Consider the following 19,539-nt stretch of genomic DNA (forward strand, 5'->3'; position numbering starts at 1 on the left):
CGCTATGGCACGGTCCACCACCGCCCGCGCGGTGACCAGCCCCACCCGGCCCGAGGACGAGCGGCTGCCGCTCGGCGCCACGTTCGGGTACGGCTTCCAGCACGTCCTCACGATGTACGGCGGCATCATCGCCCCGCCGCTGATCGTCGGGAGCGCGGCCGGCCTGACGCCGGCGGAGATCGGGACGCTCGTCGCCGCCTCGCTGTTCATCGGCGGGCTCGCGACGATCCTGCAGACGGTGGGCATCAGGTTCTTCGGCTCCCAGCTGCCCCTGGTGCAGGGCGTGTCCTTCGCCGGCGTCTCGACGATGGTCGCCATCGTCGGCGGCGGGGGCGGGATCCAGGCGGTGCTGGGCGCCGTGCTCGTCTCGTCGGCGATCGGCTTCCTCATCACGCCGTTCTTCGCGCAGATCATCCGGTTCTTCCCGCCGGTGGTGACCGGCGTGGTGATCACCACGATCGGCCTGACGCTGATGCCCGTGGCGGCGAACTGGGCGATGGGCGGCAACGCCGAGGCGCCCGACTACGGTTCGACGAGCAACATCGGCCTCGCGTTCCTCACGTTCGCGATCGTCATCCTGCTGTCGAAGGTCGGGTCGGGGACGGTCTCGCGGCTGTCGATCCTCATCGCGATCGTCGCGGGCACGCTCATCGCGCTCGTGCTGGGCAAGGCGGACTTCGGGGGCGTCGGCGACGGCCCGATCTTCGCGTTCCCCACGCCGCTGGCGTACGGCCCGCCGACGTTCGAGGTCGCCGCGATCGTCTCGATGCTCATCGTGATCCTGGTGACGCTCACGGAGACGACGGCGGACATCATCGCGGTCGGCGAGATCGTCGGCACGAAGGTGGACCGCAAGCGGATCGCGAACGGTCTCCGCGCGGACATGGCGTCGTCGGTGGTGTCGCCGTTCTTCGGCTCCTTCACGCAGTCGGCGTTCGCGCAGAACGTCGGCCTGGTCGCGATCACGGGCATCAAGTCGCGCTTCGTCGTGTCGGCGGGCGGGGCGATCCTCGTCGTCCTGGGCCTGCTGCCGGTGCTGGGCCGCGTCGTCGCCGCGGTCCCGACGCCCGTGCTCGGCGGTGCGGGAGTCGTGCTGTTCGGCTCGGTCGCGGCGTCCGGCATCCGCACCCTCGCCAAGGTGGACTACGGCAACTCGATGAACCTCGTCATCGTGGCGGCGTCGATCTCGTTCGGCATGGTGCCGATCGCCAAGCCGGACTTCTACGACCAGTTCCCGACCTGGTTCGGCACCATCTTCCACTCGGGGATCAGCTCGGCCGCCCTCATGGCGATCCTGCTGAACATCCTGTTCAACCACATCAAGGCGGGCACGCCGGAGAACCCCTCGGTGTTCGTGAAGGGCACCGCGAGCAAGGCGGTCGACGACGAGCAGCTGGAGGACCTGGCGGACGACGGCGTCCTCAACCGCTCGAACCGCGCCCCGCGCGGCCGCGCGGACGCACCGGCCGACGAGCGTGCCGACGAGCGCCGCGACGGCGCGACCACGCCGTGACCGTGCGTCACACCTGAGCACCGCACGTGGAAGGGCGTGGCGGGCCTCCGGGCGTACTCTGGAGCCGATGTCCGCCACGCCCCTGCCGGCGCCGCGCCCCCACCCGGGCACGACCACCGGCACCGCCCCCGGTCCCGCGACCGAGCCCCTCGCGCTCCTGGTCCGCACCACCCGGATCGACGATCTCCCCGGCGGTCTGACCGCCCTCGTCGACCTCCTGCCCGACGCCCGGCCGCTGAGCTGGGTGCGGCGCGGCGACGGCCTCGTCGGCTGGGGCGAGGCGCTGCGCTTCGACACCTTCGGCCCCGGCCGGTTCGCGGACGCCGAGGCCGCCTGGCAGGCCACGCTCGCGCGGGCCGTGGTCCGCGACGACGTCCGCCTGCCCGGCACGGGACCGGTCGCGTTCGGCACCTTCGCGTTCGACGACGCCGGCCAGCTCGACGACCAGGACGGCGACGACGTCGGGCGCGCACGCCCGGACGGTTCCCTCGTGGTGCCGCGGGTGCTCGTGGGCCGCCGCGGCGGCGTGACCTGGATGACGACGATCACCCCGGGGGCGAGCCTCGACGCCGCACCGGGCACCGAGGCGCTGCGCCGCGAGCCCCGCAGCCCCGTCCCGGCGCCCGGCCGTGTCCGGTTCGCCGACGGCGCGGTCGCGGCGGGCGACTGGCCCGCCGTCGTGCGCGAGGGCGTGGCCCGGATCCAGTCGGGCGAGCTGGAGAAGGTCGTCCTGGCGCGCGACGTCCTGGCGACCACCGAGCACCCCCTGGACCCGCGGTGGCTGCTGCACCGGCTGGCCGACCGGTACGAGGCGTGCTGGACGTTCTCCGTGTCCGGCATGGTGGGCGCCACCCCGGAGCTGCTCGTGCGCAGCGAGAAGGGGCTGGTGACGTCCCGCGTGCTGGCGGGCACGATCCGCCGCGAGACGGGGATGTCGGACGACGACGCCCTGCTGCACGCGGCACAGCTGGCCCGCTCCTCGAAGGACCTCGAGGAGCACGAGTACGCGGTGCGCTCCGTGGCCCGCGCCCTGGAGCCGTTCTGCTCGTCGATGAACGTCCCCGACGCCCCGTTCGTGCTGCACCTGCCGAACGTCATGCACCTGGCGTCCGACGTCACGGGCGTGCTGGACCGCGTCGCGCCGGGCGGACGGGAGCGCCCCCCGTCGTCCCTGACCCTCGCCGCCGCGCTGCACCCGTCGGCCGCCGTGTGCGGCACGCCGACGGTCGTGGCGCGCGACCTCATCCGCGAGATCGAGGGCATGGACCGGTCCCGGTACGCCGGGCCCGTCGGCTGGGTCGGCGCGGACGGCGACGGCGAGTGGGGCATCGCCCTGCGCTCGGCGGAGCTGTCGCAGACGGACCCGCGGCACGTGCGCCTGTTCGCCGGCTGCGGCATCGTCGCGGCGTCCGACCCGGAGGCCGAGCTCGCCGAGTCCGAGGCCAAGCTGGTCCCCATGCGGTGGGCGCTCGGCGCGGATTGACGCCGAGGTAGTCCGCGCCCCGCCGAGGTAGTCCGCGCCCCGCCGAGGTAGTCCGCGCCCCGCCGAGGTAGTCCGCGCCGCGCCGAAATAGCACGAAGGGCGCCGAGGTAGTACGTCCCCCTCGGCGCCCTTCGTACTACCTCGGCTGCTACCGCTCCCAGACCTGCTCTCGGAAGTCGGACCACACCTGGACGTCCGAGGTCGCGCCCATGAGCCCGATCCGCGCGTCCGTGAGGCCCAGCAGCATCTCCACCAGCGACGCACCGCCGACGAGCTGCTCCCCCAGGTCGGCGAGGTCCTCGCCGTCGGGAAGGTTCGCGTGGATGGACGAGATGTACATCTGCGCGTTGCCCTGCATCGACACGGAGTCGGCGTCCGTGACCGTGCCGCCCAGCGTGCCGTTGTTGTCGGCGTACGTCTTGAGCCAGAAGCCGGGCACCTTCACGGAGTCGACCGAGAGGCGCAGGGCGTCGCGCCGCGGTCCGTCGTTCGTCACCGGGACGTTCACGACGTCGATCCCGTTGATGCCGGTGAGCGGGAGCTGGAGGTCACGCGTCTCGAGGTCGGCGTCGAGGGAGAACACGTTCGCGTCCTCGCGCCTGCCGCAGTCCCCCGGCAGGGAGATGGTGAGGTCGTACTCGCCGCCGAACGTGATCCGCGCACACGGACCGAGCTCGAGGCGAGCCTCCTTCTCGACGGAATCCTGCGCCTCCGCCTCGGTGGGCTCGTCGTCGGACTTCTCGTCGTCGGACTTCTCGTCGTCGGACTTCTCGTCGGACGTCTTGTCGGACTTCTCGGCGTCGTCGGTCGTCCCGGCCTGGTCGTCCGCCGTCGCGCCTGCCGCGCCGTCCGACGGGTCGATCACCGTGGACCCCGACCCGGAGCCGGTGCCGCCCGCGTCCCCCGACGCGGTGGCACCGGGCTCCGTGACCGTGTCGCCCGCCCCGTCACCGGTCGCCGCGCCGTCGTCGGCCGTGCCGCCGTCGGTCGTGCCGGCCCCGGCGGTCCCGTCGTCGGTCGTCCCGGCGTCGGTGGCGGACGGCGAGGGGCTGGGCGTCGCCCCCGGGTCGTCGGCGGACCCGCACGCCCACTCGAGCCAGCCGAGCGGGTCCCAGCAGTCCGACGCGGTGCGTACCTGCGCGGGGGCGACGACGCCGGTCTGCACCGCCGTCGCCCCGGTGCTGCCGAGCGCGAGCACCACCACCGCGGCCGCGACCGACGCGTGCCGGCCGCCCCGCGCCGGCCGGTCCTCGAACGGCAGGAGCTCGGCGAGGGTGACCTCCTCGCCGTCCGACCGCGGGTCGGCCGGGCCCGCGGCGGGTTCGGCGGTGTGACCCGCCGAGCCCGCCGTCGAGCCCGCCGTCGTGCCGTCCTCGGCGGTGCGCGGCATCCACGACACCGCGAGGATGCCGCCGACGACGCCCAGGACCATGCCGATCCCGAAGCCGCCGAGGTTGACGCCGAGCAGGGAGTAGACCGCGATCGCCAGCGTGATGACCCCGTAGAACACCCGGAACTGGGGCTGGACCATCACCAGCACGCCGAGGAGCACCAGGGCCACCGGGAGCAGCGTGGACTGCATGCCCTCGATGCCGAGCTGGATCTCCATGTTGTCGAGCTGGAGCCGGCCCGAGAACCACAGGACCAGCCCTGCCAGGATCGTGACGGCGCCGCCCCAGAAGGGCCGGGCCACCCGCCATGCGGCGAACCGCTGACGGCGGGTGGCCGGCCCCTCGGGGGACGCCTCGACCGAGGTGTTCTCGTCGCTCACGCGGACTCCTCCCTGACTCCGGGGCGACTCAGAAGCACTCGGTGCCGTCGGAGATCTTCAGATGCAGGTCCGTGAGCTTGAACACCGCGGCCGACGTGCTCGTCGAGACCTGCTTCAGGTCCTTGATGTTGATCCCGTCGGAGTCCATCGCGAAGTCGCCCTCGGACCCGTGCTCCTTGGTGTTGACGGTCGACGCGTCCACCCCGATGCGGATCGTGTTGAACGTCGCGGTGCCGCGCAGGTCGCTCATGCCGATCTGCAGGTCGGTCGCCTCGACCGGCGCGTCCTTGTCGGTGCCCGCGGTGATGAGCAGGCCCAGCGGCATCTTGGGGATCTTCACCGACTGGCAGAGGTTGTACAGCTTCGCGTCCTTGATGTTCGCGATCGCGACCGGCTGCACCTTGCCCTGGGCGTCCTTGGTGGAGCCCGCGTACTGGGAGAAGCCGGTCCCCTTGAGGGTGTCCGCCGAGATCTTGAACTGCTGGCCGGAGACGGTCATCGACACGGGCACGGCGCCCTGGGCGACCCCGCCCATGAGAACACCGAGGACCGCGACCGTCGGGACCGCGGCGAGCATCGCACGGCCTCGACGCGTGCGCGTCAGTGCGCTGAGCTTCATTTTCCCTCCACAGACGACTTGGCGACCCCTGTGTCGCCGACGAGTCGCGACGGTACGCCCCTTACTGAGGCGCCGTCAATAGACCCGCAGCAGCGCGCCCCGGCCGCGGTGCGCGGCCCGTCTGCGACCTCGCGGGCGGACATATGCTCTGGTCATGGCAGCCGCGCGACGCACCCGGATGAGCCCCGACGAACGTCGGCAGCAGCTCGTCGCGCTGGGCGTCGCGGCCCTCGCCGACCGCCCGCTGGAGGCCGTCACCGTCGAGGACCTCGCGGCGCAGGCCGGCGTCTCCCCCGGCCTCGTGCACTACTACTTCGGCAACCGGCAGGGGCTGCACTCCGCCATCGTCCGCACCGCGCGCGACGCCATGCTGCACGCGACCCGGCCCCGCCCCGAGCTGCCGCCCCGCGAGCGCCTGCGCGACACCCTCGACCGGTTCGTCGAGTTCGTGCACGACCACGACGCGACCTTCTACTCCTTGGTGCGCGGCGCGGCGTCGGGGGACGAGGAGGTGCGCACCACCGTGCAGCACGCCCGCGACGTCCTCGCCGGTCACCTGCGTGACGCCTTCCAGGAGATCGGCGTCGAGTCCGGTCCGCTCCTCGACGTCGCGCTGAACGCCTGGATCTCGTTCGCCGAGCAGGCCCTCGTGGAGGCCGCGACCGATCCCCGCATCCCCGCGTCGGAGCTGGCCGACTTCCTGGAGCGCAGCGCGCTCGGCGTTCTCGCGGCCCTGCGCCCGACGACGGCGCCCACCGGCACCGCCGGCTGACCACCCCGCCGACCCGTCCGGCCGACCTCAGGGACGGCAAAGCCCCGCGGGCCGCGACGGGGAGGGGGAGGTGGTCGCGGGCCCGCGGGGCTGTCTGACTCCGGTCAGCTGCCGTTCCCGCCCTGGAGCAGGTCGCGCAGCCAGTCCGGAAGATTGTTCGGGTTGGTCGAGTCGGAGCCGTCGCCGCTCTGGCCACCCTGGTCCTGGTTGTCCTGACCGTCCTGGCCCTGACCGTTCTGGCCGTCCTGGCCGTTCTGGTTCCCGCTGCCCTGGCCGGCGGACGACGACTCGTCGCGGACCGCCAGCGTGACGTCGACGGTCTGCGTCTTGCCGTCCCGGACGTACGTCAGCGTGACCTTCTGGTCGGCCGCCTTCTCCCGCACGTACGCGGTGAGGGACTCGGCACCGTTGACGGCGTCGTCGTCGATCGCGACGATCACGTCGCCGGACTGCAGGCCGGCGTCGGCGGCAGGCGAGCCGGACGACACGTCGATGACCTTGGCGCCCCGACGCGTGACGTCGTCGGCCGTGACCGTGGTGTCCTGCATGGTGACGCCCAGGAAGGCGTGCTGCGCCGTGCCGTCCTTGATCAGCTGGTCCGCGATGTTCTTCGCGAGGTCCACAGGGATGGCGAACCCGAGGCCGATCGAGCCGGACTGGCTGCTGCCGCTCATCCCGCCGGAGAGCGTCGCGATCGACGACGTGATGCCGATGACCTGGCCCTGCGCGTTGAACAGCGGGCCGCCCGAGTTGCCCGGGTTGATCGCGGCGTCGATCTGGATGGCGTTCGTGACGACCTGCGTGCTGCCGTCCTCGCCCGTCGCGGAGACGGGCCGGTCGAGCGCCGACACGATGCCCGTCGTGGCGGTGTTCGCCAGGCCGAGCGGGTTGCCCACGGCGAGGACCGCGTCGCCCACCGTGACGTCGTCGGCGGTGCCGAAGGACGCCGGCTTCAGGTCGTCCGGCGGGTTCTTCAGCTGGACGACGGCGAGGTCGGTGGTCGGGTCGGTGCCGACGATGGTCGCCTCGTACAGGCGGCCGTCGGACAGGGTGACCTGCACCGTGTCGTCCTGCGCGCCGGACACGACGTGGTTGTTGGTGAGGATGTGGCCCTTGTCGTCGTAGACCACGCCGGAGCCCTCGGCGCCGCCCGCCTGGCTCTGCACCTGGATCGCCACGACGGACGGTGCGACGGCCGTCGTGACGGCCTCCCAGTTCGGGTTGCTCGACGTCGAGCTCTTCACCGGCGCCTCGTCGGTCGACTGGTTCTGCGACGAGCCGACGCTGGCCAGGGACGACGGGTCGCCCTCGTCGAACGCACCGGTCGCGGCGGCCGTGCCCAGGCTCGCCAGGATCGCGGCGGCGACGGCGGCGGTCGTGACCGGCACCCACACGGGGCGCTGGCGCTGCGTGGTCGTGGCCGTGTCGCGGCTGCCCTGCGGTCCCTGCGGACCGTGCTGACCGTGCTGACCCTGCGGGCTCTGCGCCGTCGCGTAGGGGTTGCCGGGCACGCCCTGCTGGCCGTACGGCTGGCCGGGCTGGTGGCCCTGCTGGCCGTGCTGGGCCTGCTGGCCGTACGGCTGCTGCGGCGCGCCGTGCTGCTGGTACGGCTGCTGCTGCCCGTAGTACGGCGAACCGGGTGCCATCTGGCCGTAGCGCGGCTGGGGCGCGGTCGGCTGCGGCGGCGCCGGCTGCTGCGCCGGGGACGTCGGGAGCTGCTGGGTCGGCTGCACGGAGAGGTGCTGGGTGTCCTGCGAGGCCGGCTGCGAGGCGGCCTGCTCCGCGGCGCCCGGCTGCTGGCCCGGCTGCTCGGCGGGCGGGGTCGCGCGGCGGTTCGGCTCTTCGGCGTCCGACGGCTGCGGTGCGCCCGGGTTGTCGGTGCTCATGGTGCCCTCCTCGATGTGTGCCCCTAGGACACCATCCGATCCTGGTGCGGTGCTTGGCTCAACCTGAGAAGATCCTGCGAATCATGTCGTCGCAGGTCAGAGCGTCGAACGGACGGCGTCAGCGACCTGCGCGGCCAGGCGGCGCGACTCCTCGAGCCGGTCGGCGCGCGGCACGCGCACCTCGATGACCTGCACACCCCGGGTCGGTGCGCGCAGCGCGTGCCGCAGCGACCCGACGTCGAGCACCAGCTGGTGGTCCACGCCGTACCCCGCGCACAGCTGCGCCAGGTTGGCGCCGTGCGGGGTGCCGAACACCCGCTCGAACGTGGCCGACCCGGCCGCGGACGACGCGGCGAGCGCGCCGTGCTCCAGGGTGGCGAAGATCGACCCGCCGTCGTCGTTGACCACGACGATCTCGAGGTCGACGGGCGGCTCGTGCGGGCCGCGCAGCAGCCCGCCGGCGTCGTGCAGGAAGGTGAGGTCGCCGACGAGCGCGCGCGTGCGACGGCCCTGCCGGGCGGCGGCCAGCGCCACCCCGGTCGCGGTCGAGACGGTCCCGTCGATCCCGGCGAGCCCGCGGTTGGCGAGCACGTCGGGCAGGTCGCCCGCCTGCGGGTGGTCGAGGCCGAGCACCAGGTCGAGGTCGCGGACGGGGTTGGAGGAGCCCACGACCAGCAGGTCGTCCGGACCGAGGACGGAGGCCACGGCCCGCGCGACGGCGAGGGCCGCCTGCGGGGCGGTGTGCAGCCCGTCCGTGACGGCCTCGTCGGCGGTCGCCGCGGCCACGACAGCGGCCGCCGCGTGCCCCGCCGCCTGCCAGCGGGCGAGGAACCCGTCGCCCGGGCGACCGTCGGCACCGTGGGACGCGGGGGACACGGCGGACGCCGGGGGTGCGGGCGGCGCGGTCGGCGACGACCACCGGTCCGCGAGCCGCGGGACGACCACCTCGGCGTTGCGCGCGGCGTCCGGCCACGGACCGCCGCCCGGCGCGACGACCGTGACGACCACGTCCGGCCGCGCCAGGAGCCGCTGCACGGGACGGGACAGGGTCGGGCGGCCGAAGACGACCACCTGCTCCACCTCGCGGGCGAGCTCGTCGACGCCCAGGACCGACCGGTACGCGGCGACGGCGTTCGGCCCGCCGCACGCCCCGGACGACGGCTCCGCGAGCAACGGCCAGCCCTGCGCCTCCGCGACGGCACGCGCGTCGGGGCCCGCGCCGTCGCCGGCGACGACGAGCGTGCGGGCGGGGTCGCCCCCGAGCGCGGGGTCGCCGCCGGGGCCGGGCGCGGCCGGGGCGACGGCGGTCCGGCGGAAGCCGTCGGGCCAGACCTCCTCCGGCGCGGGCGGGGCGAGCGGGGCCGGCGGGTGCAGCGGGTCCCGGAAGGCGAGGTTGACCTGCACGGGACCGGGGTGGCCGTCGCGCAGCCCCTGGGCCGCGGCGAGCGCCCGGCCGAGGGCGCCGAGCAGGTCGCGCACCTCGCCGTCGCGCCCGTCGGGGGCGGGCACGTCGACGGCGTACCGGACGGCCGTGCCGAACAGCCCCACCTGGTCGGTGGTCTGGGAGGCGCCGGTGCCGCGCAGCTCGTGGGGCCGGTCGGCGGTGAGCAGCACGAGCGGCACCCCCGTGTGGTGCGCCTCCAGGACCGCCGGATGGAGATTGGCCACGGCGGTGCCGGACGTCGTCACGACGGCCACCGCGGGCGGCACCTCGACGGGGGCACCGCCCGCGTGCCGGAGGATCGGCTCGCTCCCCCGGGCGAGGCCGAGCGCCAGGAACCCGGCGGAGCGCTCGTCGACGCGCACGTGCAGCGTCAGCAGTCCGCGTTCCGCGGCCTCGGCGAGCGCGTACGCCAGGGGCGCCGAGCGCGATCCGGGCGCGAGCACGACGTCGCGCACCCCCTGCAGCGCGAGGTCGGTCACGACGGCGCGCGCCGCCACGACGGACGGCGGCAGCGCAGGGCTCCCCTGCGGCGCGCTCACGCGGGCACCTGCTCGACCAGCGTGGCCAGACGGGCGTACCGGGCGAGCCAGCGGTCGCGTGTCGTGTCGTCGGCCTCCGCGCGGGCGAAGGCGTCGGGGTCGGGCGCGGGCCGCCGCACCGGCAGCGCGCCGTCGACCGGGAGCAGCGGCTCCGCGACGACGTCGTGCACGAGGAGCTGCGACGTCGCGAGACCGCAGGCGTAGGGCAGCTCCGGCAGGGCCGCGGCGAGCGCCACCCCCGCGGCCAGGCCCACGGACGACTCCAGGGCGGAGGACACGACGACGGGCAGCCCCACCTGCGCAGCGAGGTCGAGGCAGGCGCGCACGCCACCGAGGGGCTGGACCTTGAGCACGACGACGTCAGCGGCGTCCTCGCGCACCACCCGCAGCGGGTCGGCGGCGCGGCGGATCGACTCGTCCGCCGCGACCGGCACCGGCGAGCGGAGCCCGCGCCGCACGGCGGCCAGCTCGGGCACGGACGCGCACGGCTGCTCCACGTACTCCAGACCGCCCGCGGCGGCGTCGAGGACGGGGATGCGGGCCAGCGCCTCGTCGGTCGACCAGCCGCCGTTCGCGTCCACGCGGACGGCGCCGACGCCGGGGCCGTGCAGCTCGTCGAGCGCGGCGCGGACCGCGGCGACCCGCGCCTCCTCCGCAGCGAGCGGCTCGAGCGGGCCCGGCCTCCCCCCGACGGCGGGGCCGCGCTGCGCGACCTTCACCTTCGCGGTGCGGCACCCGCCGGAGGCCAGCACGATCTCGCGGGCGCGCTCGGGGCCGACGGCGGGCACGGTGACGTTGACGGGCACCCGGTCGCGGACCGGGGCGGGGAAGCCGACGTCCGCGGCCTCGCGCGCCGCGCGCAGCCAGGTGGCGGACTCGGCGTCGTCGTAGTCCCAGAACGGGGACAGCTCCCCCCAGCCGGCCGCACCGCGCAGCAGGACGCCGTCGCGCACGTCGAGGCCGCGGAACCGGGTGGTCAGCGGGGTGCGGTACACCAGTTCACGGAGGAGCTGCACGCGTTCAGGTTACTGGCCGCCCGCGGAGCGCACGCGCGCCAGGACGCCGGGGCCCGCGGCCGCGGGGCCTCGATCAGTCGGTGAACTCCGTCAGCCCCGGCTCGTACGACAGCGGGCTGGGAGCGGGACGGCCACCGATGCGCTGCGCGTCGCGGCGGACCGTCTCGGCGTCGTACACGAAGATCTCGTGCGCCACGTCCTGCGGGTCCACCACGTCGTCGTCGGGTTCCAGCATGCCCATACCCTCAGGGTGCGCCCGGAGGACGCCGAGGACCAGGATGATGTCGGCGCGCCGCGACCTCCGCCCGGCACCGGTACCCGGCGCCCGAACCGGAACTAGGGTGGCGGCGTGAGCAGCGCACCACTCCCCCGGCCCGTGTCCCAGACCTTCGACCCCGCCCGCTGGCGCGAGGTGACCGGGTTCGAGGGCCTCACCGACCTCACCTACCACCGGGGGGTGGAGCGTGCCGCGGACGGCGCCGTCGTGCGCGACCTGCCGGTGGTGCGCGTCGCCTTCGACCGGCCCGAGGTGCGCAACGCCTTCCGCCCGCACACCGTCGACGAGCTGTACCGGGTGCTCGACCACGCCCGCATGACGTCCGACGTCGGCACCGTCCTGCTCACCGGCAACGGCCCGTCGCCGAAGGACGGCGGCTGGGCGTTCTGCTCGGGCGGCGACCAGCGCATCCGCGGACGCTCCGGCTACCAGTACACGACCGCCGTCGACGACCCTGCCGGCGGCGGCGGCGAGGTCCTGGGCGAGACCGCCGACGCCGTCGACCCCGCCCGCGCCGGGCGCCTGCACATCCTGGAGGTGCAGCGGCTCATCCGCACCATGCCGAAGGTCGTGATCGCCGTCGTGGACGGCTGGGCCGCCGGCGGCGGGCACTCGTTGCACGTCGTGGCCGACCTGTCGATCGCGTGCCGCCAGCACGGGAGGTTCAAGCAGACCGACGCCGACGTCGGCTCGTTCGACGGCGGCTACGGGTCGGCGTACCTGGCCCGCCAGGTGGGCCAGAAGCGCGCGCGCGAGATCTTCTTCCTCGCCCGCGAGTACTCCGCCGACGACGCCGAGCGGTGGGGCGGCGTGAACGAGGTGGCCGAGCACGACGACCTCGAGACCCTGGCCGTCGAGTACGCCCGCACCATCGCCGGGAAGTCGCCGCAGGCCGTGCGCATGCTGAAGTTCGCCTTCAACCTCGCCGACGACGGTCTCATGGGCCAGCAGGTGTTCGCCGGCGAGGCCACCCGCCTCGCCTACCTGACGGACGAGGCCGTCGAGGGCCGCGACGCGTTCCTGGAGAAGCGCGACCCCGACTGGTCGCGGTTCCCGTACGCCTTCTGACGGCGCGCGCCACGGCCGGACGCGTCCGCGCGCGACGTCCTCGGCGCCGGTAGCCTCCGGGCATGCCGCCGAGGTTCCGTCGTCCCGACCTCATGACGTTCGAGCTCGTGCCGGACGACGAGCGCGAGGACGACGCGGACCTCGTCCCGGACGACCCCGAGCCGGGGCAGGCCCGACGGTGGCTGGCGGAGCTGCGCGACCGTGCGGTCGCCCGCTGGCGCGCCCTGTCCCGCGGCGGCCGCGTCGCCGTCGCGGCGAGCACCGCCGCCGTCGTGGTGGCCGCCGCGACCGCCGGGTTCGCGCCGGGCCTCCTGGACGCCCGGGCCGAGCGGCTCCGCGCCGAGGCGGTGCACGGGCTGCCGGGCGCGGTCGGCGACCTGTCCGAGCCGCTGACGGAGCGCTGGGAGCTCACGGACGGCACCGACGAGCTGACGACGCTCGCCGGCGGGCTCGTGCTCACCACCCAGGGGACCGACGCGGTGGCGACGGACGCGGGCACCGGGCGCGAGGCGTGGCGGCACGACGTCGGGCCGTACCCGACGTGCGGGCCGCAAGGGAGCTTCCGGGGCGACGCGAGCACGCCGGCCACCATCGCGGTCTGCCTCAGCGGCGCGGCTGACGACCGCCGCGTGACAGTGCTCGACGCCGACGGCGCCGTCCTCGGCGAGCGGCCCTTCGGCCCTGCGCGGTCCGACGCGTACGACGAGGCGGCCCCGCCCGACGCCCCCGTCGTGGTGCCCGCCGCCGGGGGCGCGCTCGCCGTGGCCGAGGGCGTCACGGACGCCACCGCGCCCTGGCCGCCCGACGGCGTGCCCGACGCGGACACCCTGCGCCGGCTCCGCGCCGACGGCTGGGTCGACCCGACGCTGCGCGTCGAGGACGCGCTCACCGGCGAGGTGCGGGGCGAGGCGACCCTGCGGCTCCGGCCGGAGGACCTCGAGCAGTGCGGCATGATGCAGGACGGGGGCGCCGAGCCGGAGGTGATGATCAACCCTGCGGTCGGCGCGTCCCCGACGGACGTCACGATGTCCGTGTGCAGCACGTCGGTGCTCATGACGCCCGGCGGCACCGTGATCGACGCGGCCACCGACGGGTGGACGCAGCCCCTGCCCGGTGGCCGCCACGTCGTCGTCAGCGACCAGAAGAGCACCGTGCTCGACGACGACGGCACGGTGGTCGCCACGGTGCCGGGATGGCTGGTCCCTCCGGCGGTGGACGACGACCCCGACGGCTCCTTCCTCGTGCTGCCCGACCTGGGCCAGGCGGTGGGGCAGCTGCAGCTCAGGGCGATCGGCGCGGACGGTGCAGAACAATGGCACGCCCCGCTCGACGACATCGGGGGCGTGCTCGCGCGGGTGGCAGGGGTCGTCGTCGTGCAGGACGGCGGCGAGCTCGTCGGGCTCGACGCCGCCACGGGCGCCGAGATCTGGGCCCGTGACGACCTGCTCCGGCGCACGGCGGACGGGTCCGGCGACTGGCTCGTCGGAGCGGTCACGGACGGCACCCGGCTGCTCGTCGGCATCAGCGGCGACGGCGACCGGCGCCGCCTGGTCGCCCTCGACCTCCGCGACGGCGTCACGGCGTGGGACCGGCTGGAGCGGGGCTACCTCGGTCAGCTGCAGTCCGTCGGCGGGCACGTGGTGGTCGTCGACGACACCGTGCACGGCCTGGGCTAGGTCCCCGGCGGACGGTGCGGGTCAGGAGACCTTCCAGCTGCCGCCGTCCTTCGGGACCAGCTCGACCCACGTGCTGCCCGGGTCGAGCTCGGCGGGCTCGCCGTCGTGGGTGACCTGCACCGGCGACCTCTGGTCCTTCTTCGACCACCGCACCGGCACCGTCTTGCCGCCCGTCGCGAGGACGCCCTTGCCCTGGCCGACCAGCTCGGTCTTGGGCACCGGGGCACCGGCCGGGTCCTTGTACTTCGTGTCCACGACGTCGACGGACAGCACCAGCACGTTGGTGGCCGCCAGCCGCTTCCCCGCCGCGGAGACGGACTCCCGCGAGCCCTCGCTGCGCAGCCACTGCTTCTGCTTGCCCGACCAGTCCCACACGCTGCGCTGCGCCGGGCTGAGCTCGACGTCCACCGTGGCGGCCTGGGATCCGTCGGCGCTCGCCGTGCCGTCGCCCGCGGCGCCCGCGTAGCGGAACTGTGCGGGCGGGGGGGCCGCCCGGTCGTCGTCGGCCTGGTCGAGGAAGGCGTGCACGTCCCCGACCACGTTGTGCGGTGCGGCGCGGTCCGGGTCGCGGGAGAAGCCCGCGTCGCCGCGGTCCATGATGACCGACTGCGTGCCGGACTTCTCGACCTCCGCGATGAAGGGCGCCTGCCCGCCCGAGTAGGCGAGGACGCCGCCGAGCGGGGCGACGACGTCCGGGTCCATCGGCCGCACCGAGCGCACCGGCTCCACGACCTTCGGGAGCCTCGAGTGGTACACGGCGACGAAGCGCGTGATGCCGCCCTCGACGACCTCCTCCCACACCAGGTCGGCGTCCTCCAGGCCGGTCTGCGGGCGCGCCTCCGGGGCGTTCTCGATCTTGACGGCGAGCGCCGGCCGGGCGGCGACCTCGTCCGACCGGACTCCCGTCAACGGCCAGGCCGGGGGCACCTCCGGGGAGGGGGGCGCGCCCTTGTCCGCGGTGGTGTCGGGCGTGGCCTGCGGGGCGGGCGCGTCGGACGAGCAGGCCCCGAGCGCCAGGAGGGCTGCCAGTGCGACGGCCGTCGCGGTGCCGGCGTGGGACGTGCGGTGCGTGGCGGTCATGCGGTCCTCCGGGAGGCGGCGGGCTGTGCGCGCGATCACAGCTCACCGTATGTCGGGGGATCCCCGATCCGGCGTCAACTCACCCGCCACGACCCGCTGCCGCGCGGCACGAGCTCGATCCACAGGTTCCCGGGGTCGAGCGTGGCGGGCTTCCCGTTCGGTGCCGTGAGGACGAGCCGCGCGCGCGTGCCCTTCTTCTTCCATGTCACGTGCAGTGCCGTGCCCCCGGTGAGGAGCACCCCGCCGCCGCGGCCGGAGAGCCGCGTCTTGGGCACGGGGGCGCCGCTGGGGTCGCGATACCTGGTGTTCTTCATCGCGACGGACAGGACGAGCACGTTCCGGGCGCGCAGCTGGTGCCCGGACGAGACCGACGGCGTCGAGCCGTCGTACCGGGCGTACGTCTTCGTCTTCGCCTTCCACCGCCACACGGTGCGCTGCAGCGGGGAGAGCCGGACGTCGACGACGTGCCCGCGGCGGTCGTTCGTGGCCGCCGAGCCCTGGCCGACCTTCGCCGCGTAGGAGAACTGGGCGGGCGGCGGCGTGGCGCGGCCCTTGTTCGCCTGCTTGGCGAACGTCTTCACCGAGCCGTACACGTTGTGCGGTGCGGGCCGGTCACCGCTGCGCCGGAACCCCGGGTCGCCGCTGTCCATCGTCACCGACTGCACGCCCGCCTTCCCGACGGCGCGGATGAAGGGCGGCTGGCCGCCCGAGTAGGCGAGGATCCCGTGCATCGGGGCGACGATCGCCGGGTCCATGGGCCGCACGGACCGGACCGGGCCCACCGTGGACGGCAGCGACGAGTGGTAGACGGCGACGTAGCGGGTGATCCCGCCCTCCACCACCTGTTCCCACACGATGTCCGCCCGCTGCAGCCCGCGCTGCGGGCGCGCTGCGGTGGAGTTCTCGATCTTCACGGCGACGGCGGGCCGTGCCGGGACCTTCGGGGTGCCGGTCCGCTTGCCGGTCAGCGGCCACACGACGGGCTTCGGCTTCGGCTCGGGCTTCGGCAGCACCGGGGCGGGTGCCGCCGTCTTCGGGACCGCGACGTCCGGCGAGGCGGTCACGGTGGGCGGCGCGGTGGGCTCGCCCGCCCCGCACGCCGTCGTGGCCAGCATCGCGAGCGCGACGAGCGCGGCGGCGGCTCCCGACCGGGCACGGCGCGCCCCGTGGGCGGTGCCTCCGGAGATCGTGGGCATCCTCGGCGTCCTCCTCGACGTGGTCCGGCAGGCGGCCCGCGGGCTCCCCCCGGGCCGGGACCGGACCACCCTACGGCAGGGCGGCCCGGGGGCCGGACCTACCCTGGTGCGGTGCCCGGACCCTCGCTCCCCCCAACCGTCGGCGCGCTCCGCCACGCCGTGCGCGACTCCCTCGACGGCGGACCCGCCGTCGTCCCCCTGCCCCGCACCACGGCCGCCGCACCGCCCGCGGGCACGGCTCTCGTGGTGCGCACGTCGGGCTCGACGGGCACCCCGCGCGAGGTGGCGCTGACGGCCGATGCGCTGCGGGCGTCGGCGGAGGCGACGCACGAGCGGCTCGGCGGGCCCGGCCGGTGGGTGCTGACGCTGCCCCCGACCCACGTGGCGGGCCTGCAGGTGCTGGTGCGTTCGGTCCTCGCCGGGACGCCCCTGGCGGCCGCGGACCCGGACGCCCGGTTCACGCCCGACGGACTTGCCGACCTGCTCGAGCCCGCGCTGGCGGCGGCGGGCGATGAGCCGGTCTACGTCTCGCTCGTGCCGACCCAGGTGCACCGGCTGCTCACGGCGGCCCAGGACGGCTCCCCGCGCGGGCTGGCGGCGCTGGCCCGGTGCGCCGCGGTGCTGCTCGGTGGCGCGGCGTCGCCGCCCGCGCTGCTGGACCGGGCGGCCGCGGCGGGCGTGCGCATCGTCACGACGTACGGCATGTCCGAGACCGCCGGCGGCTGCGTGTACGACGGCGTGCCCCTGCGCGGCGTCCGCGTGCGCCTGCGCCCCGACCTGTCAGAACCACGCGCGGGCAGGGCATGCCCTGGTTCTGACAGCCCTGCGGCGCTCGAGAGTTGTCAGAACCAGGACCCGTCATACCCGCGCCTGGGTCTGACAACTTCTGCGGTGGGGGTGGTCGAGCTGGGCGGGCCGACCCTCGCTGCAGGCTACCTGGGCGACGACGCAGCCACCGCGGCGGCGTTCCGCACGGACCCGGACGGCTCGCGCTGGTTCCGCACGTCGGACCTGGGGCAGCTCGCGCCGGACGGCACGCTGCGCGTCCTGGGACGCGCCGACGACGTCGTCGTGACGGGCGGGGTGAACGTGGCCCCGGCCCCGGTGGAGGCGCTCGTCGGCGAGCTGCTCGGCGCGGAGGCGTGCGTCGTCGGCGTCCCGGACCCGGAGTGGGGGCAGGCGCTCGTCGCCGTCGTGGCCGACCCCCCGGCATCGTCCGTGGCGGTGGGCCGGCTGCGCCCTGCCACGCCCGCCGAGCTGGCGCGGGTGCGGGCCGCCGTGACGACTAGGCTGGGGGCGCCGTCCGCGCCCCGCCGCGTGTACCGCGCGGCCGCGCTCCCGCTGCGCGGTCCCGGCAAGGTGGACCGCAGCGGCGTCGTCGCCCTCGTCCGCGAGCACGAGGCGCACGCCTGACCCGCTCGCGAACCGCGACGCCCTGGCGCCGCACCGACGGACGGAGAACGATGGCCACCTCGAGCGAGTGGATCGCCGGCGCACGCCCCCGCACGCTGCCGGCGGCAGCCGCACCCGTGCTGATCGGGTCAGGCGCGGCGGCCGACATCGATGCGTTCGCCTGGCTGCCCGCCGTGCTCGCCCTCGGCGTCGCGCTCGCCCTGCAGGTCGGCGTCAACTACGCCAACGACTACTCGGACGGCGTGCGCGGCACGGACCTGGACCGGGTGGGGCCGCTGCGCCTCACCGCGTCCGGCACCGTTCCGCCCGGCCGGGTCAAGGGCGCCGCGTTCGCGTCGTTCGGCGTCGCCGGCGTGCTGGGGCTGGCGCTGTGCGCGGTCACCGGGCACTGGTGGCTGCTCGCCGTGGGCGTGCTGTGCGTGCTCGCCGCGTGGTACTACACCGGCGGCAAGCGCCCGTACGGGTACGCGGGGCTGGGCGAGGTGGGCGTCTTCGTGTTCTTCGGGCTCGTGGCCACGCTCGGCACCACGTACACGCAGGCCGACACGCTCACCTGGCCGGCGGTGCTCGGCGCCGTCGGCGTCGGGATGATCGCCTGCGGGCTGCTCATGGTGAACAACGTGCGCGACATCCCGACCGACGCCGTCGCGGGCAAGCGCACCCTTGCGGTGCGGCTGGGCGACCACCGGGCGCGCCGCTGGTACGCCGCGTGCGTCGTGCTGCCCGTGGTGCTCGGGATGGTCTGCGCGGCATGGTCGCCGTGGGCGATGCTCGTCACGGTGCTGCTGCTGCCTGCGGCGCTGCTCGTGGTCCCGGTCATGGCCGGGGCGCGCGGCCCGGCGCTGATCCGCGTGCTCGCCGGCACGGGCATGTTCGAGCTGGCGTACGGCGTGCTGCTGGGGCTAGGCCTGGCGCTCTGAGCCGTCCGCACCACGGCCGTCCGCGCCACTGCCGTCGGCAGCGGTGCCCGTCCCCTCGGCCGACTCCCGGTCCACGACGGCGTCCTCGTAGTCGGTGTCCACGTCGTGCTTCGCGGAGCCGTCCTTGCGGCGCTGCTCCTTCTCGGCCAGCCAGCGAGCGGCCGAGTCGCGCGGGCCGCCGAGCGCCAGGTACGACACGGCGAAGGCGACGACGGCGGCGACGAGGACGAGGAGCCAGCTGCGCAGACCGAGCAGGTAGCCGCCGCCGAGGGCGGCGACGAACAGCAGGATCCGCCAGACGGTGTACATGACGAGAGGCACCCGTCCAGGGTAGGCGCGATTCCTGAGCCCCTTGACGCGGAACTAGGCTGGGGGCATGTTCGCGCGTGTGATCCTGCCGCTCCTCGTGGTAGGGCTCGCCCTCTACGCCCTGCTCGACCTCGCCGGGTCCGAGGAGGAGGAACGCGGCGGCCTCCCCCGGTGGCTGTGGGCGGTGATCATCGTGCTGCTGCCCATCTTCGGGGCCGTCGCATGGATCATCGTCAAGCAGGCGAGCCGCCGGGCGTCCGGCGGCCGCGGCCCGTCCTCGCGGCCGGGCCGCCCTGGCCCCGCCGGTCCGCGCCGCCCCTCGGGCCCCGTGGCGCCGGACGACGACCCGGAGTTCCTGTGGCGCCTCGAGCAGGAGAAGCGCCGCCGCCAGCGCGAGTCCGGCGACAGCTCCTGACCTCCAGCCGCGGGTCGGCCGACCCTGTGGGTACGAAAAGGGCGTGAATTACGGTGGGCAATGACCCCCGGTTGGTACACACACCACGGGGGGGGGGCGGGCGGGCGGCGGGGGTGGGGCCCCCGGACGAGTGCATGCCGTA

The 19,539-nt window shown here is 75.0% G+C and carries 17 protein-coding genes; 8 read left to right on the plus strand and 9 right to left on the minus strand.

Features of this window, described 5'->3' with window-relative positions; translation table 11 throughout:
* Positions 1–4 precede the first annotated feature (4 nt).
* Positions 5–1,513: a nucleobase:cation symporter-2 family protein gene (locus ACWGKI_RS04865; protein WP_452185114.1), complete on the plus strand. Its 1,509-nt coding sequence runs from the start codon at positions 5–7 to the stop codon at positions 1,511–1,513.
* Between the two features lie 67 nt (positions 1,514–1,580).
* Entirely contained in the window at positions 1,581–2,996 is a 1,416-nt protein-coding gene (locus ACWGKI_RS04870) for an isochorismate synthase (protein WP_380245423.1), read from the plus strand.
* Positions 2,997–3,144: 148 nt separating this feature from the next.
* Here ACWGKI_RS04870 and ACWGKI_RS04875 read toward each other — a convergent pair whose 3' ends face one another.
* Together ACWGKI_RS04875 and ACWGKI_RS04880 are read right to left on the minus strand one after the other, a co-directional pair.
* The gene (locus ACWGKI_RS04875) at positions 3,145–4,767 is read right to left on the minus strand and encodes a DUF6114 domain-containing protein (protein ID WP_452185116.1); all 1,623 of its coding nucleotides are present in this window, start codon (positions 4,765–4,767) and stop codon (positions 3,145–3,147) included.
* Between the two features lie 28 nt (positions 4,768–4,795).
* Complete coding sequence (locus ACWGKI_RS04880; RefSeq protein ID WP_380245332.1) at positions 4,796–5,386, minus strand: DUF6230 family protein; 591 nt, start codon at positions 5,384–5,386, stop codon at positions 4,796–4,798.
* Positions 5,387–5,540: 154 nt separating this feature from the next.
* Between ACWGKI_RS04880 and ACWGKI_RS04885 the strand changes: the two genes are divergently transcribed.
* Positions 5,541–6,158, plus strand: a complete 618-nt coding sequence (locus tag ACWGKI_RS04885; protein WP_380245331.1) for a TetR/AcrR family transcriptional regulator — start codon at positions 5,541–5,543, stop codon at positions 6,156–6,158.
* Positions 6,159–6,262: 104 nt separating this feature from the next.
* Here ACWGKI_RS04885 and ACWGKI_RS04890 read toward each other — a convergent pair whose 3' ends face one another.
* The 4 genes from ACWGKI_RS04890 to ACWGKI_RS04905 all read right to left on the minus strand — a co-directional run bounded on the left by ACWGKI_RS04890 (position 6,263) and on the right by ACWGKI_RS04905 (position 11,278).
* Positions 6,263–8,044: a trypsin-like peptidase domain-containing protein gene (locus ACWGKI_RS04890; RefSeq protein ID WP_452185119.1), complete on the minus strand. Its 1,782-nt coding sequence runs from the start codon at positions 8,042–8,044 to the stop codon at positions 6,263–6,265.
* Positions 8,045–8,140: 96 nt separating this feature from the next.
* A complete protein-coding gene (menD, locus tag ACWGKI_RS04895) occupies positions 8,141–10,027 on the minus strand; it encodes a 2-succinyl-5-enolpyruvyl-6-hydroxy-3-cyclohexene-1-carboxylic-acid synthase (RefSeq protein ID WP_452185121.1) in 1,887 nt (628 codons plus the stop codon).
* Positions 10,024–11,043, minus strand: a complete 1,020-nt coding sequence (locus ACWGKI_RS04900; protein ID WP_380244971.1) for an o-succinylbenzoate synthase — start codon at positions 11,041–11,043, stop codon at positions 10,024–10,026. Before ACWGKI_RS04900 ends, menD begins: the two co-directional genes overlap by 4 nt.
* 73 nt (positions 11,044–11,116) lie before the next feature.
* Positions 11,117–11,278, minus strand: coding sequence for a hypothetical protein (locus tag ACWGKI_RS04905; RefSeq protein WP_380244972.1), 162 nt, complete (start codon positions 11,276–11,278; stop codon positions 11,117–11,119).
* Between the two features lie 114 nt (positions 11,279–11,392).
* On the opposite strand from ACWGKI_RS04905, the gene ACWGKI_RS04910 reads away from it, so the two are divergent.
* Together ACWGKI_RS04910 and ACWGKI_RS04915 are read left to right on the plus strand one after the other, a co-directional pair.
* Entirely contained in the window at positions 11,393–12,388 is a 996-nt protein-coding gene (locus tag ACWGKI_RS04910) for a 1,4-dihydroxy-2-naphthoyl-CoA synthase (RefSeq protein WP_452185123.1), read from the plus strand.
* A 62-nt stretch (positions 12,389–12,450) separates the two neighbouring features.
* Complete coding sequence (locus ACWGKI_RS04915; RefSeq protein WP_452185125.1) at positions 12,451–14,064, plus strand: outer membrane protein assembly factor BamB family protein; 1,614 nt, start codon at positions 12,451–12,453, stop codon at positions 14,062–14,064.
* A gap of 21 nt (positions 14,065–14,085) precedes the next feature.
* On the opposite strand, the gene ACWGKI_RS04920 is transcribed toward ACWGKI_RS04915, so the two are convergent.
* Positions 14,086–15,144 carry a DUF3048 domain-containing protein gene (locus ACWGKI_RS04920; protein ID WP_452185129.1) on the minus strand — a complete coding sequence of 353 codons (1,059 nt, stop codon included), beginning with the start codon at positions 15,142–15,144 and terminating at the stop codon, positions 14,086–14,088.
* Between the two features lie 74 nt (positions 15,145–15,218).
* Positions 15,219–16,340 carry a DUF3048 domain-containing protein gene (locus tag ACWGKI_RS04925; protein ID WP_452185131.1) on the minus strand — a complete coding sequence of 374 codons (1,122 nt, stop codon included), beginning with the start codon at positions 16,338–16,340 and terminating at the stop codon, positions 15,219–15,221.
* A gap of 111 nt (positions 16,341–16,451) precedes the next feature.
* On the opposite strand from ACWGKI_RS04925, the gene ACWGKI_RS04930 reads away from it, so the two are divergent.
* Both ACWGKI_RS04930 and ACWGKI_RS04935 read left to right on the plus strand, forming a co-directional pair.
* Positions 16,452–17,753: an AMP-binding protein gene (locus ACWGKI_RS04930; RefSeq protein WP_452185133.1), complete on the plus strand. Its 1,302-nt coding sequence runs from the start codon at positions 16,452–16,454 to the stop codon at positions 17,751–17,753.
* A 50-nt stretch (positions 17,754–17,803) separates the two neighbouring features.
* Entirely contained in the window at positions 17,804–18,673 is an 870-nt protein-coding gene (locus ACWGKI_RS04935; RefSeq protein ID WP_452185135.1) for a 1,4-dihydroxy-2-naphthoate polyprenyltransferase, read from the plus strand.
* Here the strand turns inward: ACWGKI_RS04935 and ACWGKI_RS04940 are convergent.
* A complete protein-coding gene (locus ACWGKI_RS04940; protein WP_452185137.1) occupies positions 18,656–18,994 on the minus strand; it encodes a DUF4229 domain-containing protein in 339 nt (112 codons plus the stop codon). The genes ACWGKI_RS04935 and ACWGKI_RS04940 overlap by 18 nt on opposite strands.
* A gap of 55 nt (positions 18,995–19,049) precedes the next feature.
* Between ACWGKI_RS04940 and ACWGKI_RS04945 the strand changes: the two genes are divergently transcribed.
* Complete coding sequence (locus ACWGKI_RS04945) at positions 19,050–19,397, plus strand: PLD nuclease N-terminal domain-containing protein (RefSeq protein WP_380245619.1); 348 nt, start codon at positions 19,050–19,052, stop codon at positions 19,395–19,397.
* Positions 19,398–19,539: the final 142 nt, after the last annotated feature.

The sequence above is a fragment of the Isoptericola sp. NPDC055881 genome (genome assembly GCF_053615895.1).

Coding starts and splice junctions, on each gene's coding strand:
- ACWGKI_RS04880 (WP_380245332.1), bottom strand. CDS start 5,386: ATGAAGCTCAGCGCACTGACGCGCACGCGTCGAGGCCGTGCGATGCTC.
- ACWGKI_RS04885 (WP_380245331.1), top strand. CDS start 5,541: ATGGCAGCCGCGCGACGCACCCGGATGAGCCCCGACGAACGTCGGCAG.
- ACWGKI_RS04870 (WP_380245423.1), top strand. CDS start 1,581: ATGTCCGCCACGCCCCTGCCGGCGCCGCGCCCCCACCCGGGCACGACC.
- ACWGKI_RS04945 (WP_380245619.1), top strand. CDS start 19,050: ATGTTCGCGCGTGTGATCCTGCCGCTCCTCGTGGTAGGGCTCGCCCTC.
- ACWGKI_RS04865 (WP_452185114.1), top strand. CDS start 5: ATGGCACGGTCCACCACCGCCCGCGCGGTGACCAGCCCCACCCGGCCC.
- ACWGKI_RS04925 (WP_452185131.1), bottom strand. CDS start 16,340: ATGCCCACGATCTCCGGAGGCACCGCCCACGGGGCGCGCCGTGCCCGG.
- ACWGKI_RS04915 (WP_452185125.1), top strand. CDS start 12,451: ATGCCGCCGAGGTTCCGTCGTCCCGACCTCATGACGTTCGAGCTCGTG.
- ACWGKI_RS04920 (WP_452185129.1), bottom strand. CDS start 15,144: ATGACCGCCACGCACCGCACGTCCCACGCCGGCACCGCGACGGCCGTC.
- ACWGKI_RS04905 (WP_380244972.1), bottom strand. CDS start 11,278: ATGCTGGAACCCGACGACGACGTGGTGGACCCGCAGGACGTGGCGCAC.
- ACWGKI_RS04935 (WP_452185135.1), top strand. CDS start 17,804: ATGGCCACCTCGAGCGAGTGGATCGCCGGCGCACGCCCCCGCACGCTG.
- ACWGKI_RS04890 (WP_452185119.1), bottom strand. CDS start 8,044: ATGAGCACCGACAACCCGGGCGCACCGCAGCCGTCGGACGCCGAAGAG.